The organism is Amycolatopsis dendrobii (assembly GCF_014145675.1).
Classification (GTDB): Bacteria; Actinomycetota; Actinomycetes; order Mycobacteriales; family Pseudonocardiaceae; genus Amycolatopsis; species Amycolatopsis dendrobii.
On the sequence record NZ_JACGZW010000002.1, the window covers coordinates 680,813 to 705,183 of the forward strand.

The 24,371-nt window shown below is 69.5% G+C and carries 20 protein-coding genes; 13 read left to right on the forward strand and 7 right to left on the reverse strand.

Features of this window, described 5'->3' with window-relative positions:
* Positions 1-20: 20 nt before the first annotated feature.
* On the reverse strand, positions 21-3,737 hold the full coding sequence (locus tag H4281_RS07285; RefSeq protein ID WP_182890269.1) for an ABC transporter ATP-binding protein: 3,717 nt from the start codon (positions 3,735-3,737) through the stop codon (positions 21-23).
* 538 nt (positions 3,738-4,275) lie between these two features.
* Positions 4,276-5,391, reverse strand: coding sequence for an alanine dehydrogenase (ald, locus tag H4281_RS07290; RefSeq protein ID WP_182890055.1), 1,116 nt, complete (start codon positions 5,389-5,391; stop codon positions 4,276-4,278).
* A 190-nt stretch (positions 5,392-5,581) separates the two neighbouring features.
* Between ald and H4281_RS07295 the strand changes: the two genes are divergently transcribed.
* Together H4281_RS07295 and H4281_RS07300 are read left to right on the forward strand one after the other, a co-directional pair.
* Positions 5,582-6,523, forward strand: coding sequence for a zinc-binding dehydrogenase (locus tag H4281_RS07295; RefSeq protein ID WP_182890056.1), 942 nt, complete (start codon positions 5,582-5,584; stop codon positions 6,521-6,523).
* Positions 6,520-6,972, forward strand: a complete 453-nt coding sequence (locus H4281_RS07300) for a pyridoxamine 5'-phosphate oxidase family protein (RefSeq protein ID WP_182890057.1) — start codon at positions 6,520-6,522, stop codon at positions 6,970-6,972. The genes H4281_RS07295 and H4281_RS07300 overlap by 4 nt, the downstream gene beginning before the upstream one ends.
* Here the strand turns inward: H4281_RS07300 and H4281_RS07305 are convergent.
* Complete coding sequence (locus tag H4281_RS07305; RefSeq protein ID WP_182890058.1) at positions 6,941-8,509, reverse strand: PucR family transcriptional regulator; 1,569 nt, start codon at positions 8,507-8,509, stop codon at positions 6,941-6,943. The two genes, H4281_RS07300 and H4281_RS07305, sit on opposite strands and share 32 nt — an antisense overlap.
* Before the next feature lie 71 nt (positions 8,510-8,580).
* Positions 8,581-9,069, reverse strand: a complete 489-nt coding sequence (locus H4281_RS07310) for a hypothetical protein (RefSeq protein WP_182890059.1) — start codon at positions 9,067-9,069, stop codon at positions 8,581-8,583.
* A 170-nt stretch (positions 9,070-9,239) separates the two neighbouring features.
* Between H4281_RS07310 and H4281_RS07315 the strand changes: the two genes are divergently transcribed.
* Positions 9,240-10,547 (forward strand): bifunctional o-acetylhomoserine/o-acetylserine sulfhydrylase, encoded by a 1,308-nt coding sequence (locus H4281_RS07315; RefSeq protein ID WP_182890060.1) that lies wholly within the window; start codon positions 9,240-9,242, stop codon positions 10,545-10,547.
* The gene (gene metX / locus H4281_RS07320) at positions 10,544-11,671 is read left to right on the forward strand and encodes a homoserine O-acetyltransferase MetX (protein WP_182890061.1); all 1,128 of its coding nucleotides are present in this window, start codon (positions 10,544-10,546) and stop codon (positions 11,669-11,671) included. The genes H4281_RS07315 and metX overlap by 4 nt, the downstream gene beginning before the upstream one ends.
* A gap of 61 nt (positions 11,672-11,732) precedes the next feature.
* On the opposite strand, the gene H4281_RS07325 is transcribed toward metX, so the two are convergent.
* The gene (locus H4281_RS07325; protein WP_182890062.1) at positions 11,733-12,503 is read right to left on the reverse strand and encodes an SGNH/GDSL hydrolase family protein; all 771 of its coding nucleotides are present in this window, start codon (positions 12,501-12,503) and stop codon (positions 11,733-11,735) included.
* A 195-nt stretch (positions 12,504-12,698) separates the two neighbouring features.
* Here H4281_RS07325 and H4281_RS07330 point away from each other — a divergent pair, with 195 nt between their 5' ends.
* From H4281_RS07330 to H4281_RS07365, 8 genes are all read left to right on the forward strand, one after another.
* Positions 12,699-13,289 carry an SACE_7040 family transcriptional regulator gene (locus H4281_RS07330; protein ID WP_037817267.1) on the forward strand — a complete coding sequence of 197 codons (591 nt, stop codon included), beginning with the start codon at positions 12,699-12,701 and terminating at the stop codon, positions 13,287-13,289.
* A 52-nt stretch (positions 13,290-13,341) separates the two neighbouring features.
* Positions 13,342-13,839, forward strand: a complete 498-nt coding sequence (locus tag H4281_RS07335; protein ID WP_086024916.1) for a hypothetical protein — start codon at positions 13,342-13,344, stop codon at positions 13,837-13,839.
* A gap of 192 nt (positions 13,840-14,031) precedes the next feature.
* Positions 14,032-15,645, forward strand: a complete 1,614-nt coding sequence (locus H4281_RS07340) for a carboxyl transferase domain-containing protein (protein WP_182890063.1) — start codon at positions 14,032-14,034, stop codon at positions 15,643-15,645.
* Between the two features lie 21 nt (positions 15,646-15,666).
* The gene (locus H4281_RS07345; protein ID WP_182890270.1) at positions 15,667-17,652 is read left to right on the forward strand and encodes an acetyl/propionyl/methylcrotonyl-CoA carboxylase subunit alpha; all 1,986 of its coding nucleotides are present in this window, start codon (positions 15,667-15,669) and stop codon (positions 17,650-17,652) included.
* The gene (locus tag H4281_RS07350) at positions 17,649-18,806 is read left to right on the forward strand and encodes an acyl-CoA dehydrogenase family protein (protein WP_182890064.1); all 1,158 of its coding nucleotides are present in this window, start codon (positions 17,649-17,651) and stop codon (positions 18,804-18,806) included. The genes H4281_RS07345 and H4281_RS07350 overlap by 4 nt, the downstream gene beginning before the upstream one ends.
* Before the next feature lie 70 nt (positions 18,807-18,876).
* A complete protein-coding gene (locus H4281_RS07355) occupies positions 18,877-19,386 on the forward strand; it encodes a GNAT family N-acetyltransferase (RefSeq protein ID WP_182890065.1) in 510 nt (169 codons plus the stop codon).
* Between the two features lie 60 nt (positions 19,387-19,446).
* Positions 19,447-20,310 (forward strand): SDR family oxidoreductase, encoded by an 864-nt coding sequence (locus tag H4281_RS07360; RefSeq protein WP_182890066.1) that lies wholly within the window; start codon positions 19,447-19,449, stop codon positions 20,308-20,310.
* 103 nt (positions 20,311-20,413) lie between these two features.
* A complete protein-coding gene (locus H4281_RS07365; RefSeq protein ID WP_182890067.1) occupies positions 20,414-21,472 on the forward strand; it encodes an alpha/beta fold hydrolase in 1,059 nt (352 codons plus the stop codon).
* Here H4281_RS07365 and H4281_RS07370 read toward each other — a convergent pair.
* A complete protein-coding gene (locus H4281_RS07370; RefSeq protein WP_182890068.1) occupies positions 21,461-21,856 on the reverse strand; it encodes a hypothetical protein in 396 nt (131 codons plus the stop codon). The genes H4281_RS07365 and H4281_RS07370 overlap by 12 nt on opposite strands.
* A gap of 108 nt (positions 21,857-21,964) precedes the next feature.
* On the opposite strand from H4281_RS07370, the gene H4281_RS07375 reads away from it, so the two are divergent.
* Positions 21,965-22,912, forward strand: a complete 948-nt coding sequence (locus H4281_RS07375) for an NADPH:quinone reductase (protein WP_182890069.1) — start codon at positions 21,965-21,967, stop codon at positions 22,910-22,912.
* Here the strand turns inward: H4281_RS07375 and H4281_RS07380 are convergent.
* The gene (locus tag H4281_RS07380; RefSeq protein WP_182890070.1) at positions 22,909-24,351 is read right to left on the reverse strand and encodes an alpha/beta hydrolase; all 1,443 of its coding nucleotides are present in this window, start codon (positions 24,349-24,351) and stop codon (positions 22,909-22,911) included. The genes H4281_RS07375 and H4281_RS07380 overlap by 4 nt on opposite strands.
* Between the last annotated feature and the right edge of the window lie 20 nt (positions 24,352-24,371).

Genomic DNA, 24,371 nt, shown 5'->3' on the forward strand with positions numbered 1-24,371 from the left:
GCGCCGCAGCATCTTCTGGCTCATCCCAGTGCCCACAGCCGGGCGTAATGTCCGCCCGCAGCCACCAACTCGGGGTGGGTGCCCTGTTCGACGATGCGGCCGTGGTCGAGCACGACGATCCGGTCGGCCTTCGCGGCGGTTGCCAGGCGGTGGGCGACTACGAAGGTGGTCCGGCGCCGGGCGAGGTGCTCGGTGGCGCGGAGGACCGTGGCTTCGGTGGCTGGGTCCAGGGCGGCGGTGGCTTCGTCCAGCAGGAGCACGTCCGGGTCGACCAGTTCGGCCCGGGCGAGTGCGACGAGCTGCCGCTGCCCGGCGGACAGGGAGCGGCCGCGTTCGCCTACTGGTTGCCGGAAACCGGCGGGGAGCGCGGCTACTCCGTCCAGGGCTCCGACAGCGCGTACGGCGGCCTCGACTTCCGCGTCGGTGGCTTCGGGACGGCCGTACCGCACGTTGTCCGCGACGGTGCCGGAGAACAGGTGCGCTTCCTGTGGCACCACGCCCATCCGGGCGCGCAATGCGGGCAGGTCGTACTCGCGGACGTCGACGCCGTCGATCAACACCGCGCCGCCGGTGGCGTCGTAGTAGCGCGCGACGAGCTTCACCGCAGTGGACTTGCCTGCGCCGGTGGCGCCGACCAGTGCGACGGTTTCGCCCGCTGCGACGTCGAGCGTCAGGTTCTCCAGTGCGGGCTTTTCCGCCCCGGCGTAGGAGAAATCGACGTCCTTGAACCGCACTTCGCCGGACAGGTGTGCGGGCAGTTCGACCGGCTGCTCGGCCGGGGGTACCGACGTCGGTGTGCGCAGCAGATCGCCGATGCGGCTCAGACCGACGCGGGCCTGCTGGTAGCCGTCGAACACGGACGACAGTTGCTGGATCGGCGAGAAGAATTGCTGGAGGTACAGCAAGAATCCGAGCAGAACACCGGCTTCGAGAGTGCCGCCGGCGACCCGGTGTGCGCCGACGACCAGCACCGTCGTCGTCGCCAGATCCGACAGCAGCGAGACAAGCGGGAAGTACGTCGCGATGTACCGCTGCGCGCGCAGCCGCGACCGACGGTAGTCGTCACTGCGCGACGCGAACACCTCCGCCGAACGCTCTTCGCGCGTGTACGCCTGAGCGACGCGCAGACCGCTGACGTTCTCCTGCATGTCCGCGTTGACGACGCTCACCTTCTCGCGCGCCTCGCTGTACGCACGCGAAGCGACCCGCCGGAAGATCAGCGTGGCTACGAGCAGGATCGGCAGCATGGCCAGCGCGTACACGGCCAGCGCGGCATCGGTGACCAGCAGCGCGACCGTGATGCCCACCAACGTCAGCGCGCTGACGACCGCGGTGGCGAGGCCGGTTTGCAGGAACGTGGACAACGCGTCGACGTCCGTGGTCATCCGGGTCATGATCTTCCCGGACAGTTCGCGCTCGTAGTAGTCCAGCCCGAGCCGTTGCAGGTGTGCGTAACTGCGCACGCGCAGCGAGTACAGCACCGTCTCGCCGACGCGGGCGGTGAGCCGGGTTTGCCAGCGCACCACGAACCAGTCGGCCGCCACGACGAGCGCACCGATCCCGGCCAGCAGCCACACGACGCTCGCCACCCCGGGCAGGACACCGTGGTCGACGCCGCGCTGGTACAGCGCGGGCAGCGCGAGCGAGGCCAGTGCGTCGGCCGCGACCAGACCGATCACGCCGATGAGCGGCCAGCGCACCGGACGCAGGATCCGGGACAGCTTGAAGCCGGGGTCCGGGGTCGTGACGTCCACATCGGACAGCCGGGGCCGGTCGGTGGCCGGAGGCAGCCGGCGGACGCCTTCCAGCAGTTCCGGGGTCGGTGGCACGTCGGCGCCGCCGCTGCCCGCGAACCCGCTGCCGCCGCCTGGCATGCCGCCGCGGGACTGCGCGGCCTCGGCGAGAGCGTCGACCTCGTCGCGTTCGTCCGTGGGCCACAGGACTGCCGTGGTGCCGTCCGCGCCCGGCTCGAGGTTGTCGCAGCGGTGCGGTTTTTCGACGTCGTCGCCTGGACCCGCGACCAGTTCGCGGAACAGCGCGCACCGCGCCAGCAGTTCCTCCTCGGTGCCGACGTCGACGACTCGACCTTGATCCAGCACCGCGATCCGGTCGGCCAGTTGCAGCGTTGACCGGCGGTGCGCGATGAGCAACGTGGTGCGTTCAGCGGTGACCGCGCGCAGCGTGTCGTGGATCGCGGCTTCGGTGACGGTGTCGATCGCCGACGTCGCGTCGTCCAGGATCAGCACGCGCGGGTCAGTGAGCAGAGCCCGGGCCAGCCCAAGCCGTTGCCGCTGCCCGCCGGACAGCGTGAGCCCGCGTTCGCCGACCTCGGTGGCGTATCCGTCCGGCAGCGCGCGGATGAACTCGTCCGCCTCCGCCGCGCGGGCGGCCGCGAAGACCTCCTCGTCGCTCGCGTCCGGGCGGCCGTACGCGATGTTGTCCCGCACCGAGGTGGAGAACAGGAACGCTTCCTCGAAGACCACGCCGATCGCCTGGCGCAGGTCCTTCAACGGCACGTCGCGCACGTCCAGCCCGCCGACCCGCACCGAACCCGAGTGCACGTCGTAAAACCGGGGCAGCAGCATGGAAATCGTGGACTTGCCGGACCCCGCCGTGCCCACCAGTGCGAGCGTTTCGCCGGGGCGAGCTTCGAGAGTGAGCCCGTCGAGCACCGGATCGCTGCGGGTGTAGCCGAACTTCACGTCGTTCAGCTCGACGCCCAGCGTGCCGGGCGGCAGCGGCCGCGCGTCCGGGCTGTCGGTGACCTCCGGCTGCGCGTCGATCAGCTCGTACACCCGCTCCGCGCCGGCGCGCGTGAGCTGCGCCTGCACGACCAGCCCGGACAGGAACCGCGCCGGGCCGATCAACGCCGCGAGATAGGTGGCGAACGCGAGGAACGTGCCGAGACTGATCTGCCCGTTCAACGCCAGCATGCCGCCGATCGCCAGCACCGCGACCTGACCCGCGGCAGGCAGTGCCGACGTGGTCGCTGTCGGCAACGCGGACAGCTTCGCCGCGCGCAACCGCTCCGCGAAAAGCTTCCGGGCCGTGCGCTCCAGCCGCGCGACCTCGCGCGCCTCCTGCCCGAACCCCTTCACCACGCGCACGCCGGTGACGGTTTCCTCGACGTGCTGCGCGACATCCGCCGCGCGCTGCTGCGCCGACCAGGTCGCCGGGAACAACCGCCGCCTGCTCAACGCCACGACGATCCCGACCGCGGGCGCGACCACCAGCGCGATGAGCGTGAGCAGCGGCGACATCCACAGCATCGCGCCCAGCGACAGCACCGCGAAAATCACCGATCCGGCCGACAGCGGCACCTGCATCAGCAACCCGGTGACCAGTTGCAGATCCGAAATCGCGCGCGACACGACCTGCCCCGTGCGCAACGCGTCCTGCTTCCCGCCGTCCAGCCGCGAGACCGCGCCGAACACCCGGTTGCGCAGATCGTGCTGCACGTCCAGCGCCAGCCGGCCGCCGACATACCGGCGCAGGAACGCCGACCCGAACGCGACGATCTGCAACGCCACCAGCCCCACCGCGAGTCCGGCCAGCTGCGACGTATGCCCGGCCACCGCGTCGTCCACCGCCGAGCGCACCAGCAACGGACTCGCCGCCTGCACCCCGACGCTCAGCACCGCCGCCGTCATCGCGAGCACGACAACGCCGCGATGCTCCCAGCAGGCAGCGGACAACCGGCGCACCCAGCCGACCGGTCGGGGCGCCGTCTCAGCAATCGGACGGTCTTGACGCGCAGGCGTCGCAGTGGTGGTCACATCACAAGGTTAGGGAGCGGCACCGACAATTTATTCCCGAGCGAGCCGGCGGCCCGGACCAAACGGGCACAACCGGCGCTCCCGCGGGCAGAGGTGACGAACGGCACGCCAGCGGGTTCCGAAAGGCCCTGGAAGCCTCGTGGAGCAGGGAAACCCTGGTCCGGGCGGCAAAGGTGAAAGGTTGAACGTTCACCTGGTCACCGGGAAGAACCCCGGCGAAATCCACCCCCGAACGAGCGCTCCCGCCCAATGTTCTTTAAGCTAGTACCCGGCGACCCGCTCCCAGTGACCCCCAGGCTGGTTGAGCGGGTCGCCCCTTCTTCCCTTCCTCTGCTCGCGCCTGGCGGCGCTTCGCCCGGGAAGGGGCGTCGTATTACCCGGGGGGCCGAGCCCCCCGGACCCCCACGGTGCGTTCGGCGGCGGTTGGGTGGAACAAAAAGCGTTGGGACATAAGAAAAGCGGCGAGGGCTTTCGGCCCTCGCCGCTTTGCCGTGGCTGGTTAGGCGAGGGCGGTTTCGACGGGGGTGTGGGGGAGGGAGTGGGCGGTGGCTACGGGGGCGTTCGTCAGGGCGCCGGAGTGGGTGTTCAGGCCCAGGGCCAGGGCGGGGTCTGCGGAGAGGGCGGCTTTCCAGCCCTTGTCTGCTAGCTGCACCGCGTAGGGGAGGGTGACGTTGGTCAGGCCGTAGGTGCTCGTGCGCGGGACTGCGCCCGGCATGTTGGCCACGCAGTAGAAGACCGAGTTGTGGACCGTGTAGGTCGGGTCGTCGTGCGTGGTCGGACGCGAGTCGGCGAAGCAGCCGCCCTGGTCGATGGCGATGTCCACGAGAACGCTGCCCGGCTTCATGCGGGAGACCAGGTCGTTGGAGACCAGCTTCGGGGCCTTCGCGCCGGGGACCAGGACCGCGCCGATGACCATGTCCGCTTCCAGGACCGACTCTTCGACGGAGAGCCGGTTCGAGGTGACGGTGCGGATGCGGCCGCCGAAGTCGTTGTCGATCTGGCGGAGACGGTCGACGTTGGTGTCGAGGATTTCCACGTCGGAGCCGAGGCCCAGTGCGACGCGAGCGGCGTTGAGACCCGCCACGCCGCCGCCGATGACGACCACGCGCGCCGGGTGCACGCCGGGGATGCCGCCGGGCAGGACGCCGCGGCCGCCGCTCGGCTTCATCAGGGCGTAGGCGCCGACCTGCGGGGCCAGCCGGCCCGCGACCTCGGACATCGGGGCCAGCAGCGGCAGCGCGCCGTTCGGCTTCTGCACCGTCTCGTACGCGATCGCGGTGGTTCCCGCGGCCAGCAGCGCGTCGGTCAGCGGACGGTCCGCGGCGATGTGCAGGTAGGTGAACAGCACCAGATCCTTGCGCAGGCGCGGGTACTCCTCGGCGATCGGCTCCTTCACCTTCAGCACGAGCTCGCCCTCGGCCCACGTCTCCTCCGCGGTGGCGAGCACCTTCGCGCCCGCGGCGACGTACTCCTCGTCCGTGATGGACGACCCGGTCCCGGCACCCGTCTCGACGAAGACGTCGTGCCCGCGACCGACCAGTTCGTGCACGCCTGCCGGGGTCAACGCGACCCGGTACTCGTGCTTCTTGATCTCACGGGGAACGGCGATGCGCACTGCTTGCCTCCTGGCGGCGGTTCTGTCGAAGGTGTTGCCACTCACGGTGATCTACCCGGACGGCGGTGTCATCATCCCGCCGCCACAGTCTTGCGCCGGGTCAGTAGTGCTGCCAGGACAACGCCCTTGACCTCGACCGCACTTGAGGTAGTTGGCTGGCACCCGGCGGAGACTTCGAGGAAGGGCTTACATGCGAGCGGTGTGGCTGCGGGAGTTCGGCGGGCCGGCGGTGCTGGAGGCGGGGGAGGCTCCGGATCCGGCTCCCGGGCCGGGACAGGTGCTGATCGAGGTGGCGTTCGCCAACGTCACCTTCGTGGAAACGCAGTTCCGGGCGACGGGGACGGGGCCGTTCGGCAGCACGCTTCCGATGGTGCCCGGCAACGGCGTCGGGGGTGTGATCAGCCGCGCCGGGGAGGGCGTGGACCCGGCGCTGGTCGGGAAACGCGTGGTGACCTCGACCGGCGGCAGCGGCGGTTACGCGCAGCGCGTGGTCGTGGACGCGGCGTTGGTGTTCCCGGTGCCGCACGCGCTGAGCCTCGACGCGGCCGTCGCATTGCTGGCCGACGGCCGCACCGCGACCGGGCTCGTGCACGCGACCGCGGTCGCGCCGGGGGAAAGGGTGCTCGTCGAGGCGGCCGCCGGAGGGGTCGGCAGTCTCTTGGTGCAGCTGGCGAAGGCTGCGGGCGCGGAGGTCGTGGCTGCTGCGGGCGGGGCCGAAAAGCTTGCCCGTGCCCGGGAATTGGGCGCGGACTTGGCCGTTGATTACACCGATCCGGAGTGGACCGCGGAGGCCGGGGAGGTGGACGTGGTGTTCGACGGCGTGGGAGGCGCGGTCGGCACGGCGGCGTTCTCTCTGGTGCGGCCTGGCGGGCGGATGGCGATTTACGGTCTGGCAAGCGGTTCATGGACGGAAGTGTCCGAAGAGGACGCCGCGGCGCGTGGCGTGAAGCTGGTCCGGTCGATCGGCGACGCGGCGGCGATGCGCGGCTTCACCGAATCGGCACTGGCGGCTGCTGCGGCTGGGCAGCTCACTCCGGTGATCGGGCAGCGGTTTCCGTTGGAGCGTGCGGCTGATGCGCACGCGGCGATCGAATCGCGCGGCACGATCGGGAAGACGCTGCTGGTCGCGTGACCGATTTCGACGTCGACAGCTTCCTCGCGCAGCCGCTGACCGCACGGGTCGCCACCGCGGGTCCAACCGTTCGGCCCACTTGGTACCTCTGGGAGGACGGGGCCTTTTGGATCCTCAGCGGCCCGTGGTCACGACTGCCCGACCGGGTGCGCACGGAGCCGCGGATCGCGATGACTGTCGACGTTTGCGATCTCGCGACCGGCTTGGTGCGGCAGGTGATCGCGCGCGGGCAGGCCGCCGTCGAGCCGTTCGACGTGCCGCGCGGACGGCGGAAGCTGGCGCGGTATCTGGGTCCGGACGAGTCCGGGTGGGATCCGCGGTTCCGCGCGTATCTGCTCGACGATCCGGCCGAGCGCGGCACGGTCTGGATCCGGATGGAGCCGGAATCTTTGCGCGCCAACGATCTCAGCTACCGCGTCAACTCCAGCGCAGTGCGATCAGCTGGGTGAGCAAAGCAAGCCGGACATCCGGATCGTCGAGGTTCAGCGGAACCAGCTCCAGCAGCCGTTTCATCCGGTACCGCAACGTGTTCGGGTGAATTCGCAGCCGTTCAGCGGCCGCGCGGGGGTCGCCCGGATGCCGGAGCCATTCGTAAAGAGTGTCGACGTACCCGGCATTGCTCGACTCGTCGTGTGCGCGCAGCACGCCGAGCGGGCCGAGTTCCGACACCTGCGCCGCCGCTGCTCCGGCGGCGGCGCGGTGCAAAACCAGCGCCGTCCAAGCCTCGTCGTAAGCCACGACGCGGCCCTCGACCAGTCCGGCCCGCAGCAGTCCCAGCGCCTCGTCGGCCTGGGCTCGCGACGCGGCCAGCGCGGTCGGGTCGCCTGGCGCACCCGCGGCTGCGCGCGGTAGGCCGCCTCGGCGGGAAGCGGGTTGGGCGAGCAATGCCTCCCGCAGTTCCGGCCAGCCGCCCTCGCCGGGGCGGTCCGGTACCACCACGTACAGCAACCCACCCAGGTCAGCCGCGACTGGACGGCGTCCGAAACCCTGCGAAATCCGTTCCAGCAAAGCCAGCAGCAAGCCCTCGGCATCTCGGCTGTCGCCGCCGCTGACGTCCACGACGACGACCCGGTGCGGCTCGTCGGACAGATCCAGTTCGGCGACCACCCGGCGCGGCGGGACCTGTCCTTCCAAAACCGCGCGCAGCAACTCGGCGGAAGCCCGGCGTTGTGCGTCCGTATGCGCGCGTCGTCGCAGCAGGTGCAGCGCGACCACTGGGGCCGCGTCCGCGAAAGCCGCCGCGCGTTCCTCGGAAACCGGACCGGGGACGACCGCCCACATCGAGCCAAGCAGTTCGCCGCCCATCCGGATCGGGACGATCAGCCGGGGCAGGGTGCCGTCGCGCTGGGCCGGGACGAAGATCGTCTGCCTGCCGCGGGAAAGCTCCCGGAACACGCCGCGCGAGCGGAACCGGGCCAGGACGTCGTCGGGGATGCGGCGGCCCATGATCGTCGCGACGCGCGCCGGGTCGGTGAGGTCCTGGCGCGCGGAATAGGCGAGGACGCGCGAGTTGGTGTCCTCGATCGTCACCGACGCGTCGACCACGGCGGCCACGGCGTCGGCGAGCCGGAAGAGGTCGCTGGAACCAGGGTCGCCGCCTTCTTCGAGTGCTTCGGATTCGTCGGCGAGCGCGTCCAGGACCGTGCGCAACAGCCAGACCAGCTGGGCCCAGGACGTCGCCGCGTGCACCTGGATCAACGCGATCCCCGCCGCCTTCGCCGCGCGCCGCACCGACTGTTTCGCCGCCAGCGGCGGTTTCAGCAGCACCGCCGCCGCACCCCGTCCGGCGCTCACCCGGACGAGCGCGGCGGCGTCGGCCTGCTCGATCGTGGCGACGCCCAGCACCAGGTCACCGGCCGCGATGGCGGACTCCGCGCCCGGTTCGGCGATCACCACGTCGCCGACCGCGGGACAGCCTTCGGGCACGAGAAGCGCGTGGAGCAGCGTGGGACCGACCCGGTCCACGACGCTGCGCACCGAAACCACAGCTACCTCCAGCGCTTCTGACGTTCTTGCTGGAACGGTAGAAGACTGCACCGGTTTCGCCACCCGCGGCACTAGTTAGCGCGAAACACCTTCGGCCACGGCTTGAAGTACGACACCAGCGTCGCGCCCAGCAGCAACGTCAGCCCGACGCTCATCGCCCCAGTGCCCGACACCGCGCTCGCCCCGACAAGCTCACCGCGCGACGCCTGCTCGCCGTGCGCGACGAAAGACGGGACCACCAGGAGGTTGCCGCCGACGAAGAGGGCGAGCGTCGCCAGCAGTTTCCACAGCACCCAGTGGTAGCGCACCAGCTTCCACTTCGTGCCGAGGCCGAGCACGATCCCAGTGGCCAGGGCGAGCAGGCTGGCCGGGAAGTAGAGCGTCCCGGCCAGCACTCCGGCGATGACGTTCGCGCTGCGCGTGGTCACCGGATCGAGGCCGGCGATCGCGAGAACGCTGCAGATCAGCACCGCGATCTCGGCTCCGATCCAGCCGACCGACGTGACGACGTGGCCGAAGAGGAACCACTTCCGGGTCACCGGGCGCATTCTCCAGTCCATGCGGCTCAGCGTGCGCGGCACAGCACTGTCGCGTCGTCCGTCAGCGCTCGGCACTTGTTCATACGTCCGGGTGCGTAGGACTCTCATCTCGTGAGAGCGGTTGGGCGTTTCGTCCGGCCTGGTTAGCGTCGCGCCCAGCCGACCCGATCCCGACCGCTAGGAGCGAGCAGATGCCGGAAGACACCACGAGCTGGTCCTTCGAGACCAAGCAGATCCACGCGGGGGCGGCGCCCGATCCGGCGACCGGCGCCCGCGCGACGCCGATCTACCAGACCACGTCGTACGTCTTCCGCGACACGCAGCACGGGGCGGATCTGTTCAGCCTCGCCGAGCCCGGCCACATCTACACGCGCATCAACAACCCGACCCAGGACGTCCTGGAGCAGCGCGTCGCCACTCTCGAAGGCGGCGTCGCCGGCCTCGCGTTCGCGTCCGGTTCGGCGGCGGTCACCGCGGCGATCCTGACCCTGGCCAACGCGGGCGACCACTTCGTCACCAGCCCCTCGCTGTACGGCGGCACCTACAACCTCTTCCACTACACGCTGCCGAAGCTCGGCATCGAGGTCACCTTCATCGACGACCAGGACGACGCGGAGCAGTGGCGGGCCGCGGTCCGGCCGAACACCAAGCTGTTCTTCGCCGAGACGCTGGCCAACCCGAGCAGCGCCGTCCTCGACATCCGCAAGGTCGCCGACGTCGCGCACGAGGCCGGGGTCCCGCTGGTCGTGGACAACACCGTGCCCACGCCGTACCTCGTCCGCCCGATCGAGCACGGCGCCGACATCGTCGTGCACTCGGCGACGAAGTACCTCGGCGGCCACGGCACGACGGTCGCCGGCGTGCTGGTCGACGGCGGCACGTTCGACTTCGGCAAGGACCCGTCCCGGTTCCCGGGCTTCAACGAGCCCGACCCGAGCTACCACGGTCTCAAGTACTGGGAGGCGCTCGGCCCTGGCGCGTTCGCGGCCAAGGCGCGCGTGCAGATCCTGCGCGACACCGGCGCGGCGATCGCTCCGCTGAACAGCTTCCTCATCTTGCAGGGCATCGAGACGCTGTCGCTGCGCGTGGAGCGGCACTCCGCGAACGCGCAGGCGCTCGCGGAATGGCTGGAAGAGCGCGACGAGGTCGAGAAGGTCTACTACGCGGGCCTGCCGTCGAGCCCGTACCACGCGGCGGCGCAGAAGTACCTGCCGCGCGGCGTCGGCGCGGTGCTGTCGTTCGAGCTGCGCGGCGGCGTCGAGGCGGGCCGGAAGTTCGTCGACGGCACCGAACTGCACAGCCAGCTGGTGAACCTCGGCGACGTGCGCAGCCTGATCGTGCACCCGGCTTCGACCACGCACAGCCAGCTCGGCCCCGAGGAACAGGTCGCCGCGGGCGTCACGCCGGGCCTCGTGCGGCTCGCCGTCGGACTGGAAGGAATCGAGGACCTGAAGGCCGACCTCGAGGCGGGCTTCCGCGCCGCCAAGGCGGCACTGTGACGGATCCCGGCGCGAGTCTTCCGCCCGTCACCGGCGCGTGGCGGGCGGGCGACCCACCCGGCAGACGGCAGTGGTTCACCGGCCCCGGCGCACTCGCGCTGGAGGCCGGTGCCACCCTGCCCGGCTACACCCTCGCGTACGAAACGTGGGGAACGCTCAACTCCGACGGATCCAACGCGGTCCTCGTCGAGCACGCTCTCACCGGCGACAGCCATGTCGTCGGCCCCGCTGAACCCGGGCATCCGAGTCCCGGATGGTGGGACGGACTGATCGGTCCCGGCAAGGCTTTCGACACCGGCGAACTGTTCGTCGTCGCCCCTAACGTGCTCGGTGGCTGTCAGGGGTCGACAGGCCCGTCCTCGCCCGCTCCGGACGGCAAGGCGTGGGGCAGCCGATTCCCGGCTTTGACCGTCCGTGATCAGGTCAATGCCGAAGCGGAGCTTTCGGACGCACTCGGCATCGAACGCTGGGCCGCCGTCGCAGGCGGCTCGATGGGCGGGATGCGCGCTCTCGAATGGGCGGTAAGTCAACCCGATCGGGTCGCCTCGGCGCTCGTTCTCGCCTCGACCGCGCGTGCGTCCGCCGAGCAAATCGCCTGGGCGGCCCCGCAACTGCACGCGATCCGAGGCGACCAGGCCTGGCACGGCGGCGACTACTACACCGCGGCCGAAGGCCCGCACCGCGGACTGGGCGTGGCCCGGCGGATCGCGCACGTCACCTATCGCTGCGAACCCGAACTGGAGACGCGTTTCGGGAACCGTCCGCAGCAGGACGAGGATCCGCTGGCCGGCGGCCGGTTCGCGGTCGAGTCCTATCTGGACCATCACGCGGACAAGCTCGCCCACCGGTTCGACGCGGGTTCCTACGTGGTGCTCACCGAATCGATGAACACCCACGACGTCGGCCGGGGCCGAGGCGGGGTAGCCGCTGCGCTGGGCCGGGTCACCGCGCGCACCGTGGTCGCCGCGGTGGACAGCGACCGGCTCTACCCGCCGTACCAATCACACGAGATCGCGGCGGGAGCCGGCGGCGAGGCCACGGTGCTGACTTCACCGTACGGCCACGATTCGTTCCTGATCGAGACCGAGCAGATCGCCGCGCTGGTCAAGACTCTGCTTGGCTGAGAACGCGGTGAAGGCCGCCTCGAGCCAACTCGAGGCGGCCTTCACGCGTTTCTGCGAAACGTCAGCCGATCGCGGAGGTCAGCGGCGAGTAGTAGCCGCCCCGCTGCCCGGCCGCAGTCGGGTGGTACGACTCGTCCACCGGCCACGTCAAGCTGTGCAGGTAGTCGCTCGCCGACGAGCAGATGTTGTGCCCGACGAACGCCGACCGGACGTCCACGAACTTCCCGCCCGCGGCGGAAACCCGGGACGAAATCACCGAAGCGAGCGTGTCCGCCCCGGAGTTGATCGCCGACCGCTTCGTGTCGCTCAGCCCGACACTGCACGAACCCGGCACGGTGTAGAAGCGCGGGTAGGACAAAACGACCAGCGAAGCCCCGGGAGCCTTGCTCTTGGCCGCCGAGTACACCTTGTCCAGCAGCCCGGGCAGGGTGTTCTGGACGTAGGTCTTGGCGGTGTTGACCCGGTCCACGCAGGTCTGGTCGCTGCCGAGCGTGCACGTCTTGATCACGTCGGTGAACCCGGCGTCGTTGCCGCCCACGGTGAGCGTGATCAAGGTGGCGTTGGACGGCATCGAGCCGATCTGGTTCAGCACGTCGCCGGTCTTCGCGCCCGAGCAGGCGAGGAAGGTGAAATTGGTGCCGGAGTGGGCGTTGGCCCACAGCTGGCCGTACGCGTTGGCACTGCGTTTGCAGCTGCCGGAATCACCGTAGCTCCCGGCGCCCACTCCGGAGGAGTAGGAGTCGCCGAGCGCGACGTAGTTTTGCGACGCAGCGCTCGCACCGGTGGCGAAGCCGAGCGAGGCAGCGAGAGCGACCCCCAGGGCCGCGCACATCCGAAGGATGCGTCGTGATGGTTGACGGGTGTTTGCAGCCATAGGTCACTCCTGTCGTGACAGCTTGACGCGGTAAAGCTTTACCAGGTGCAATCCCCACGAGACACCCCTGAAATCCGGGTGCGTCCACTTGGCTCAAGCAGGAAGTAGGACCGGAAGTTAGCGCTCGCTAACCACGGGACCTACTATGTGCGGATGCCGGCGAATTCCCTCCCACTGGTGAACGGCGCGAAGCCGAACAGACGGGAACAGATCCTCTCCGCCGCCGCCGAGCTGTTCGCCCACCACGGTTTCCACGGCGTCGGCATCGACGACATCGGCGCGGCCGTCGGCATCTCCGGTCCCGCGCTGTACCGGCATTTCCGCAGCAAGGACGCGATTCTCGGGGAAATGCTGAACTCGATCAGCCACTTCCTGCTCGAAGGCGGCACCGCGCGCGCCGCGGCGGGCGGCACGCCGGACGAGCTGCTGGCCGCGCTCGTGCGGTTCCACGTCGACTTCGCCCTCGACCATCCGGCGCTCATCACCGTGCAGGAGCGCAATCTCGCGAATCTCACCGACGGTGACCGGAAACAGGTGCGCGCGCTCCAGCGGCAGTACGTCGAGGTGTGGGTGCGGGCGATTCGCGAAGCTGTGCCCGGCCTCGGCGAACGCCAGGCGCGGTCGGCGGCACACGCCGTGTTCGGCCTGATCAACTCGACGCCCTACAACCGCCATCTCGGTGACGGAGCGCTCGCCGATCTGCTGTGCCGGCTCGCGCTGGGCGCCCTTTCCGCGGCGGGCTGAGCCCGCGATCCGGGGTATCCCGCCGACCGCCGGTCTGGTGTTTGATAGGCACGTGACCGCGGACCGGAGCGAGGGCGAGCAGCGGCTCGTCGAGAAGGCACAGCGCGCGCTCGTCGCCATCAGCCTTGGCGAGGACACGGAGGCGCTGGAAGAGGTCACGCCCTCGTCGCAGGAGCCGGGCGAACGCGACGAGGAAACCAAAGAGCTGATGCTGCTGCTCTTCGGCGAGTGCAGCGCCATGGTGTCCACCCTCGGTGACGGCGGCACCGCGCCGGTCAAGGTGCAGGTGTTCGACGAGGCGGGCGAAGAGGTTTCGATCGACCAGGCCGACCCGCCGGTCCGCACCGCCGTCCGCACGCTGCTCGCCGAGGTGCACGGCAACACCGCCGCCGCGCGCGAACAGGTCGAGATCGCGTTGGCGAGCGCCGCGCCGAACGAGGTCGACAGCCTCTTGCTGCAGGCACTGCGCTGGACGATCCGGCTGTCGGTCGAATGCCTCGAACGAGATCTGCCGGTGGCCGGCTGGATCTCCGACGCCGTCGCGGGCTGACTGTCTCGCCTCACCCGCCCGTGTCCGCCCCAATGTGGCATTGGGTGCATCTGACGCACCCAATGTGGCGTTCGGTGCGTCGCATGCACCCAATGCCACATTGGGGCGCTTCGCGTGGGACTGGACACGGCGGTTAACGAGCACTAACATCTCCGGCGGAGTTAACGACCGCTAACGTCTCGACGGAGAGCCATGGACACGCCGGTACTGCGCAGTTCCGCGGATCCGAACAGCGACACCTTCACCCGCAGCGTCACTTCGCACGGAGAATTGGTCGAGGATCTGCACAAGCGGCTCGCCGCCGCCCGGCTCGGCGGGCCGGAGAAGTCGCGCGCCCGCCATGTGGAACGCGGCAAGCTGTTGCCGCGCGACCGGGTGGACACGCTGCTGGACCCGGGATCCCCGTTCCTGGAGCTTTCCCCGCTCGCGGCGACCGGGCTGTACGACGACGAGGCCCCGTCCGCGGGCATCATCACCGGGATCGGGCGCGTGTCCGGCCGCGAATGCGTGATCGTCGCCAACGACGCCACGGTCAAGGGCGGCACCTACTACCCGATGACGGTGAAGAAGCACCTGCGGGCGCAAGAAGTCGCACTGCACAACAACTTGCCGTGCATTTACCTGGTCGACTCGGGCGGCGCCTTCCTGCCGCGCCAGGACGAGGTCTTCCCGGACCGCGAGCACTTCGGCCGGATCTTCTACAACCAGGCCACCATGTCCGCGCGCGGCATTCCGCAGATCGCCGCGGTGCTCGGCTCGTGCACCGCGGGCGGCGCGTACGTCCCGGCGATGAGCGACGAAGCGGTCATCGTGCGCAATCAGGGCACCATTTTCCTCGGCGGCCCGCCGCTGGTGAAGGCCGCGACCGGCGAGGTCGTCACGGCCGAGGAGCTGGGCGGCGGCGACGTGCACGCGCGCCAGTCCGGCGTCACCGACCACCTCGCGGACGACGACGCGCACGCGCTGCGCATCGTCCGCGACATCGTCTCGACGCTCGGCCCGCGCACGCCGCGGCCGTGGGACGTCAAGGCGATCGAGCCGCCCGCGGCGGACGAACGCGAGCTGTACGGCGTGGTGCCCACGGATTCGCGCACCCCGTACGACGTGCGCGAGGTCATCGCCCGCGTCGTCGACGGCAGCCGGTTCGCGGAGTTCAAAAAGGAATACGGCTCGACGCTGGTCACCGGATTCGCGCACATCCACGGCCATCCGGTCGGCATCATCGCGAACAACGGCGTGCTGTTCGCCGAGTCCGCGATGAAGGGCGCGCACTTCATCGAACTGTGCGACCGGCGTTCGATCCCGTTGGTGTTCCTGCAGAACATCACCGGCTTCATGGTCGGCCGTGCGTACGAGGCGGGCGGCATCGCCAAGCACGGCGCGAAAATGGTCACCGCGGTGGCCTGCGCGCGGGTGCCGAAGTTCACCGTGATCATCGGCGGCTCCTTCGGCGCGGGCAACTACTCCATGTGCGGTCGCGCGTATTCGCCGCGGTTCCTGTGGATGTGGCCGAACGCGCGGATTTCCGTGATGGGCGGCGAACAGGCGGCCTCGGTGCTGTCGACGGTGCGCCGCGACGCGATCGAGGGCCGCGGCGGCGAATGGTCCACAGAGGACGAAGAAACCTTCAAGGACCCGATCCGCGAACAGTACGAGGAACAGGGCAGCCCGTACTACTCCACCGCGCGGCTGTGGGACGACGGCGTGATCGACCCGGCGGACACCCGCACGGTGCTCGGGCTCGCGCTTTCGGCCGCGGCCAACGCTCCCTTGCCCGAGGTCAACTACGGCGTCTTCCGGATGTGATAGGGCATGTTCGAGGGTTCTCTGTTCAACACTGTTCTGGTCGCCAACCGCGGGGAGATCGCGGTTCGCGTAATCCGGTCGCTGCGTGCGCTCGGGATTCGTTCGGTCGCGGTGTACAGCGACGCGGATGCCGACGCCCGGCATGTCCGCGAGGCCGACACCGCGGTGCGCCTCGGCCCGGCCGAAGCGGCGAAGAGCTACCTGTCGATCCCGGCGATCGTCGCCGCGGCAAAGGAAACCGGCGCACAGGCGGTGCACCCGGGGTATGGCTTCCTCGCCGAGAACACCGCGTTCGCGCGGGCTTGCGCGGAGGCCGGGCTGGTGTTCATCGGCCCGCCGCCGGAAGCGATCGACAAGATGGGCGACAAGATCCGGGCGAAGGCCACGGTGTCCGCGGCCGGGGTCCCGGTCGTGCCCGGTGCGTCCGATGTGGACATTCCGGAGGGCGGGTTCGCCGAAGCCGCCGCGAAGGTCGGCTATCCGCTGCTGCTGAAGCCGTCCGCGGGCGGTGGCGGCAAGGGCATGCGCCTGGTGCACCAAGAGTCCGAGCTGGACGCTGCGGTCGAGTCCGCGCGCCGGGAAGCGAAGAGTTCGTTCGGCGACGACACGCTGCTGATGGAGCGGTTCGTCACCACGCCGCGGCACATCGAGATCCAGGTGCTGGCCGACACCCACGGCACTGTGCTGCACCTCGGCGAACGCGAGTGCAGTCTGCAGCGGCGGCACCAGAAGATCATCGAGGAAGCGCCGTCGGTGCTGCTGGACGAGGCGACCCGGGCGAAAATGGGCGCGGCGGCCGCGGAAGCCGCGCGGTCGGTCGGCTACGTCGGCGCGGGCACGGTCGAGTTCATCATGTCCGCGCACAATCCGGACGAGTTCTTCTTCATGGAGATGAACACCCGGCTGCAGGTCGAGCACCCGGTCACGGAAATGGTGACCGGCCTCGACCTGGTGTCCTGGCAGGTGCGGGTGGCGGCAGGGGAGCCACTCGGACTGACGCAGGAGGACGTGCGCCTCGACGGGCACGCGGTCGAAGCCCGCGTCTACGCCGAGGATCCGGCGCGCGGGTTCATCCCGACCGGCGGCACGGTGCTGGCCGTGCACGAGCCCTCCGGCGACGGCGTACGGGTGGACTCGTGGATGTCGGTCGGCGCGGTGGTCGGCTCGAACTACGACCCGATGCTGGCGAAGGTCATCGCGCACGGCCCGGACCGCGCGTCGGCGCTGCAGAAACTGGACCGCGCGCTGGCCGACACCGCGCTGCTCGGCCTCGGCACGAACATCGACTTCCTGCGCGGCCTGCTCGCCGACGAGGACGTCCGCGCCGGAAAGCTGGACACCGAACTGGTCGACCGGCGACTGTCCGAATTGATCTCCTCGGAAGTACCGGCCGGGTTCTTCGTCGCCGCGGCCATGGACCGGCTGATCTCGCTGCAGCCGACCGGCACGGTCGTGGACCCGTGGGACATCCCGAGCGGATGGCGGCTCAGCGGTCCCGGCGGCATCACTTTCCGTTTGCGGACTGGGGAAAACCAGGCCGTGGTGCGGGTCGAGGGCACGCCGTCGGACGCTTCGGTGCAGGTGGACGACGCCGAGCCGGTTCGCGTTTCCGCCCGTCGCGAGGGCGACCTGCTTGAGGTGCGCCGGGCGAACGGCGTGGAGCGGTACCGCTGCGCGGACGGTCCACAACGGACAGTGTGGCTCGCCCGCGAAGGCAAGTCGTTCGCGTTCGCCGACCAGGAATTCACGTTGTCCTCGCGCGGCGAGGCGGCGGGCGCCGGTCCGGTGAAGAGCCCGATGCCGGGAACGGTGCTGGTGGTGAAGGCCGCCGAAGGCGACGTGGTGAGCGCGGGGACGCCGCTGCTGGTCGTCGAGGCGATGAAGATGGAGCACACCGTGACCGCGCCGATCGACGGTGTGGTGACTGAGCTTTCGGTGCGGGTCGGCCAGCAGGTCGCGCTCGACGAGACGCTGGCCGTGGTGAGCGCGGCGGAGGAGAAGCAGTGATCGACTTCCGGCTGGACGACGAGTACGAGGCGCTTCGCAAGACGGTCGAGGACTTCGCGCAGGCGGAGGTCGCCCCGGTCATCGGCCCGCTGTACGAGAAGGAAGAATTCCCGTACGAGCTGGTCGCCAAGATGGGCGAGATGGGCCTGTTCGGCCTGCCGTTCCCGGAGGAATTCGGCGGCATGGGCGGGGATTACTTCGCGCTGTGCCTCGCGCTGGAGGAGCTGGCGCGGGTCGATTCCTCGGTCGCGATCACGCTGGAGGCCGGGGTTTCGCTCGGCGCGATGCCCATTTACCGCTTCGGCACCCAGGAGCAGAAGGAAACCTGGCTGCCGATGCTGACCACGGCCGAGGCGCTCGGCGGGTTCGGCCTCACCGAACCCGGCGGCGGCTCCGACGCCGGGGCCACCCGCACGCGCGCCCGGCTCGACGGCGACGAGTGGGTCATCAACGGCAGCAAGGCGTTCATCACCAACTCCGGCACCGACATCACGAAGCTGGTCACCGTCACCGCGGTCACCGACGTGATGGAGAACGGCCGCAAGGAGATCTCGGCGATCATCGTCCCGTCCGGCACGCCGGGCTTCGCGGTGGCCCCGAAGTACTCGAAGGTCGGCTGGAACTGCTCGGACACCCACGAACTGTCCTTTTCCGACGTCCGGGTGCCCGCCGAGAACCTGGTCGGCAAGCGGGGCCGCGGCTACGCGCAGTTCCTGTCCATTTTGGACGAGGGCCGGGTGGCGATCGCCGCGCTGAGCGTGGGGCTCGCGCAGGGCTGCGTGGACGAATGCCTGAAGTACGCGAAGGACCGCGTTGCGTTCGGCCACCGGATCGGCGAGTACCAGGCGATCCAGTTCAAGATCGCGGACATGGAGGTCCGCGCGCACACCGCGCGGCTGGCGTATTACCAGGCGGCGTCGAAGATGCTGCGCGGCGAACCGTTCAAGAAGGAAGCGTCGATCGCGAAACTGGTCGCGTCGAACGCGGCGATGGACAACGCCCGTGACGCGACGCAGATCTTCGGCGGATACGGCTTCATGAACGAATTCCCGGTCAGCCGCTTCTACCGCGACGCGAAGATCCTCGAGATCGGCGAGGGCACCAGCGAGGTCCAGAAGATGCTGATCGCGCGTCACCTCGGGGTCGGCGCCTGAGACCCAGCGCCGCCGGGGCGTCCGGGCGGAGTTCCGGCGGCGCTGCTTCACCTGTCCCTATGGTGGGGATATGGAGTTCACTATCCGGCCTGGGGCCGCCGGAGACGCAGACGTTCTGCTGGGGTTTTTCGACGACGCCGTCGCATGGCTGGTCGCGCGCGGCAGCGCGGGCCAATGGGGCACGCAGCCGTGGAGCACGAACCCGAAACGCGTCGAACGCGTGCGCGAGTTCGTGGCCGAGCCCGGGTTCCGGATGGCGGAGATCGACGGAAAACCCGCCGGCGCGCTGATCCTCGGGCAGCCCATGCCCTACACCCCGCAGGTCGACGAGCCCGAACTGTACGTGCGGCTGCTGATCACCTCGCGCCAGTTCACCGGGCACCGGGTCGGCTCGCGGCTGTTGCGGCACTCGATGGACGAGGCGAAACGGCGCGGGATCGACCTCGTGCGCGTCGACTGCTGGGCGGGTGGCGACGGCGATCTGCCCCGCTACTACGAGAGCCAGGGCTTCAAGCCGACCGAGCAGTTCACCGTCGACGGCTGGCTCGGCCAGGTTCTTGAGCAACGGGTTGGGGGATAGCGGCGCGGAGTGATCCGGAGGACGATATTGGCTAAGTGTCAATAGACCGAGGAGTCCGCCATGGCCAGGCAGTCGCTCTCCGGGAAGGTCGTTGTCGTCACGGGCGGCGCGCAGGGCATCGGGGCGGCCACCGCCGCCGCGCTGCACCGGCGCGGCTCCCGGCTCGTGCTCGGCGATCTCGACCGGGTCCGCGCCGAGAAAACCGCTGGTGAGCTGGGCCCGGACGTGGTCGCGTCGCCGCTGGACGTCACCGACACGGCCGCCTTCACCGCGTTCCTTGACGACGTCGAACGCACCATCGGGCCGATCGACGTGCTGATCAACAACGCCGGGATCATGCCGCTTTCGCCGCTGGACGAGGAGGACGACACGGCTACGCGGCGGCTGCTGGAGATCAACGTCCACGCGGTCGTGCACGGCACGCGCGAGGCGGTCAAACGGATGAAGCCGCGCGGCCGCGGGCACATCGTGAACGTGGCGTCGATGGCCGGAAAGTCCGGATTCTCCGGGGCGGCCACGTACTGCGCTACGAAACACGCGGTGGTCGGGTTGTCCGAGGCAGTGCGGCTGGAGCTGCGCGGCACGGGTGTCGAGGTGTCGTGCGTGATGCCCGCGGTGGTGCGCACCGAACTCGCGTCGGGCCTTGGCGAGGCGCGGTTCATCAAGTCGGTGGGGCCCGGCGACGTCGCGGCGGCGATCGTCGGCGCGCTGGAGCGGCCGAAGTTCGATGTCTTCGTCCCGAAATCGCTCGATCTGACCGGCCGGATCACCCGGCTGTTCCCGCGCGCGTTCGGCGAATGGCTGGTGCGCGCGCTCGGCGGCGACCAGCTGCTGGCGTCGGCGGCCCATTCGCCCGAGCGCGCCGAGTACGAGGGCCGCGCCGCCCGGAGCGCGCCGTCCATCCCGCCTGGTGGGAGCGTCTGAGGCGGACGTGCGCTTGCCAGGTGCTTGCGGGAGTGGCGTGTTGATGCCGCGCCCGCACGCACGGCAAGATGCCCGGCAGACGACGAGTTCCAGGAGGCGCTGAATGGTTTCCCCACCGGCCCGGTTGGCTGCCGCGGCGGCCAATGTCGTGGGCAAGGTTTTCCAGGGTGGGGTCGCCGATCTGCGGCCGATGCCGAGGGTGCTGATCGACCAGGGGCCCAACCGGTCGGTGTACCGGATGACGCACGGCGCGGCCACGACGTCGGGCCCGCCGGTGCTGCTGGTTCCGCCGCTGGCCGCGCCCGCGCTGTGCTTCGACCTGCGCCGCGGCTGCAGTCTCATCGAGCACCTGGTCGAGGGCGGGCGGCCGACCTACCTCGTGGACTACGGCATGGTCGCCTTCTCCGACCGCCGCCTCGGCATCGAGCACTGGATCGACGAGGTGCTGCCGAGGGCGATCCGGAAGGTCAGCGAGGACGCCGGCGGACAGGGCGTGCACCTGGTGTCGTGGTCGCTCGGCGGGATCTTCTCGATGCTGGTCAGCGCGGACCAGCCGGACCTTCCGATCGACTCGATCACTGCGGTCGGCTCGCCGGTCGATTTCACCGCGATCCCGATCGTCGCGCCGTTCCGCCCGCTCGTGGACCTGACCGGCGGGCATCTGCTCACCCCGGTGTACCGGGTGTTCGGCGGCGCACCGTCCTATTTGGTCACCCGGGTGTTCCGCGCCACCGGGATCTCCAAGGAAATCACGAAACCGCTGGCGATCCTGAAAAACCTCGACGATCGCGACTATCTCGCGCAGATCGAGGCCGTGGACCACTTCATGGGCAACATGTACGCCTACCCCGGGCGGACGTTCGGCCAGCTGTACCACCGCCTGTTCCGCACCAACGACCTCGCCGAGGGCACCGTCGACCTGAACGGCCGCAAGATCGGCCTGTCCGATGTCAAGGTGCCGATGCTCGTCGTGGCGGGCGAGAACGACACCATCGCGCCGCGCGCGTCGGTGGAACGCGTGGTGCAGTTGCTGGAAAACGCGCCGGAGGTCCGGTTCCGCACCGCGCCCGGCGGGCACCTCGGCGTGCTCACCGGACGCCGGGCCCGAGGCACGACCTGGCGGTACCTGGACGAGTTCCTGGACGATCGGTCAGCCGGCTGACGGCTGCTGCGGGAAGAACCACGTCCGCACGTCGCGGGTGAGCAGCGCACGCAGCGCGAGCCCGGCGAAGATCAGCGGCAGAATGCCGGGCAGGCCTTTGCTGAGCAGCGTGACCAGGCTGTTCAGCACCAGCAGGCTTTCGATGACCGCGGCGGTCACGTAAGCCCATTGCCGGCGCTTGGGCAATACGACCGCGCACACCGCGAGCGCGATCGCGGTCGCGTAGGTGATCGCGATGTAGAGCTGGGTGAGGCTGATCAGCTCGACCAGCGAGACGCCGGCCATCCCGGCCAGCAGCAGCGGGCCGATCGCGCTCAGCGCTACCTGGATCCACATGAAGATGCGGGCCTGTTTGAGGTCGGCCGGCGCCACCGGAGCGGTCATGCCGGGCAGATTAGGGCATTTCCGCGGCTTTCCGGGCGAATTGCGCGCGGCGGAGATCAATCCGATATCCGCGCGAAGTCGGTGAAAAACCGGCGGTACGGTGAACCGGTGATCGCTGCATACGTGACGTCGCCCGGCGACAGTTCCGAGATCAAGGTCGGTCAGCTCCCGGACCCCGAGCCGGGGCCGCGCGAAGTGCTGGTGAAAGTGTCCGCGGTGACGGTGAACCACGTGGACACCTTCATCCGTTCCGGGGCTTATCCCACGGCCCTTTCGTATCCGTTCGTCATCGGCCGGGATCTGGTGGGAACTGTTGTCTCCTCGCCAGCAGACCGCTTCGCGCCCGGTGACCGCGTGTGGTGCAACAGCCTCGGCCACGACGGCCGGCAAGGTTCCTTCTCCGAGTACTGTGCGGTGCCCGAGGAGCGGCTTTATCGCTTGCCGGACGGGGTTTCCGACGACGCCGTTGCCGTTCTGCACACCGCCGCCACCGCGTATCTGGGCCTCTTCGAACACGCCGGCGCCGGGTACGGCGAAACGATCGCGGTGTTCGGCGCGGCAGGCGGCGTCGGCAGCGCCGTCGTCCAACTTGCTTCGACCGCAGGCCTGCGCGTCGTCGCGACCGCCCGCGCCGAGGACGCGGAATGGTGCCGGGAATGCGGTGCCGACGAGGTTTTCGACTACGCCGATCCCGACCTCTACCGCAAACTCCCCGTGGTGGATCTGTTGTGGGACAACGCCGGTCGCCACGATCTGCTCTCGGCGGTGCCGCTGCTGTCCCGCGGCGGCCGGATCATCGCGATGGCCGGAATGGACTCGAAACCGACGCTGCCGATCGGCGAGCTGTACACGCGCGACGCGAGCATCCGCGGGTTCGCCATCAGCAACGCCGGTGTCACCGCTCTGGGCTCCGCTGCCCGCGTCGTCAACCGGGGTCTGTCCACCGGAATCCTCCGGCCCCGGATCGGCACTCGCCTGCCCCTGGCCGCGGCTGCCGAAGCACACCGGTTGCAGGAGTCAGGGCAGGCGCGAGGCCGGATTGTGCTGGAGGTTTAAGCCGCGCAGAAAACGTCCGCCGCGGGCCGCTTTCCGGTGGCGAGGAATTCGTTCACCGCGTTGTTCCCGCACTTGTTGGCCGCGAATACGTAAGCCCCGTGCCCGCCTTGGTCGACGGTCACCATCCGCGCCCGGTCACCGAACGCCGCGCGCAGCTTGCGTGCGTTGGCCAGCGGCGTGCCCGGGTCGCGCGTGTTCTGCACCATCAGCACATTCGACGGCCCGCGGCCGGTGATCCGCACCTTCTGCTCGACCGGCGCGGCCCAGTAAGCACACGCCGCGATGTTCGCCTCGCCGGCTCCGATCAGCGGATACCGGACGCGGTCGAGCGCCACGTTCACCTGATAGGCCCCGATCGATTTCGGCCAGCTCGAATCGCCGCAGATCACCGCGAACCGCGAAGCGAACGTGTTCTCGCTCGCCGCCGGTCCGTCCTGGGCCGGTTCCTTGCCCTGATCCAGGTCGTGCATCATCGCGGCCAGCTTCTTGAACTGAAAATCGCTGTAGGTCAAGGAAAACGCCGCCCCGCGCAGGAGCCCGCCGGTGATCCCGGCGACCGGATGCCGGTCCAGCCGCCCGACCAGGTCGTAAAACTTCGCCGTCGCCTGTGCCGGCGTGCTGCCGAGACCGTACTGCGGATTCGCCGCCGCGTACTTCGCGAAATCCGGGAAGCGATCCTCGATGCCGCGGCCGAACCCGTGCATCGCGTCGATGTCGTAGCCGCCTGGCCCGAGGTTGCTGTCGAGCACGATCCGGTCGCTGCGCTGGGGATACATCGTGGTGTACACCGCGCCGAGGTAAGTTCCGTAGGACGCGCCCACGTACGAGATCTTCTGCTCGCCTAACGCTTCGCGGATCCGGTCCATGTCGCGCGCAGCGTTCGCCGTCGTGGTGTACGGCAGCATCCACCCGGTTTTGGCGTCAGCGCACTGTTTCGCCTCTGCCTTCGCGACTGCCGCCTGCTTCACCACGTCTCGCGGACCGTTGGCATACGGCAGATTCCCGATCGCCATCTGCTCCGGTGTGAGGTCGCAGGTCACCGGCGAACTGTGCCCGACCCCGCGCGGATCGAAGCCGATGAGGTCGTAGCTTTCGAGCACGTCCTTCGGCATCGGCGACGGAATCCCGGGCACTTGAAGCGACAGCACACTCGGGTACCCCAGCCCCTCGCCACCCGGTCCGCCCGGGTTGAGCAGCAGCACCCCGCGCCGCTTCTCGGGATTCTTGCTGGGCAGCCGGGAAATCGCGAGATCTATCGTGCGGTCGTTCGGGTCCTGGTAATTCAGCGGCACTTTGAGCGTCGCGCATTCCAGTCCCGGGCCCGGATTCGCGTCGGCCGGACATGCTTCCCACTTGATCGCGGTAGCCGCTGACGCCGCCGGTACCACCGCTGTCGCCACACTCGCGGCGACAGCGGCGACCAAGAGAATTTTCCGCATCAGGTCCCCTTTCCTTGCCT

Coding starts and splice junctions, on each gene's coding strand:
- H4281_RS07295 (WP_182890056.1), top strand. CDS start 5,582: ATGCGAGCGGTGTGGCTGCGGGAGTTCGGCGGGCCGGCGGTGCTGGAG.
- H4281_RS07310 (WP_182890059.1), bottom strand. CDS start 9,069: ATGGACTGGAGAATGCGCCCGGTGACCCGGAAGTGGTTCCTCTTCGGC.
- H4281_RS07315 (WP_182890060.1), top strand. CDS start 9,240: ATGCCGGAAGACACCACGAGCTGGTCCTTCGAGACCAAGCAGATCCAC.
- H4281_RS07325 (WP_182890062.1), bottom strand. CDS start 12,503: ATGTGCGCGGCCCTGGGGGTCGCTCTCGCTGCCTCGCTCGGCTTCGCC.
- H4281_RS07330 (WP_037817267.1), top strand. CDS start 12,699: ATGCCGGCGAATTCCCTCCCACTGGTGAACGGCGCGAAGCCGAACAGA.
- H4281_RS07340 (WP_182890063.1), top strand. CDS start 14,032: ATGGACACGCCGGTACTGCGCAGTTCCGCGGATCCGAACAGCGACACC.
- H4281_RS07355 (WP_182890065.1), top strand. CDS start 18,877: ATGGAGTTCACTATCCGGCCTGGGGCCGCCGGAGACGCAGACGTTCTG.
- H4281_RS07360 (WP_182890066.1), top strand. CDS start 19,447: ATGGCCAGGCAGTCGCTCTCCGGGAAGGTCGTTGTCGTCACGGGCGGC.
- H4281_RS07365 (WP_182890067.1), top strand. CDS start 20,414: ATGGTTTCCCCACCGGCCCGGTTGGCTGCCGCGGCGGCCAATGTCGTG.
- H4281_RS07370 (WP_182890068.1), bottom strand. CDS start 21,856: ATGACCGCTCCGGTGGCGCCGGCCGACCTCAAACAGGCCCGCATCTTC.
- H4281_RS07380 (WP_182890070.1), bottom strand. CDS start 24,351: ATGCGGAAAATTCTCTTGGTCGCCGCTGTCGCCGCGAGTGTGGCGACA.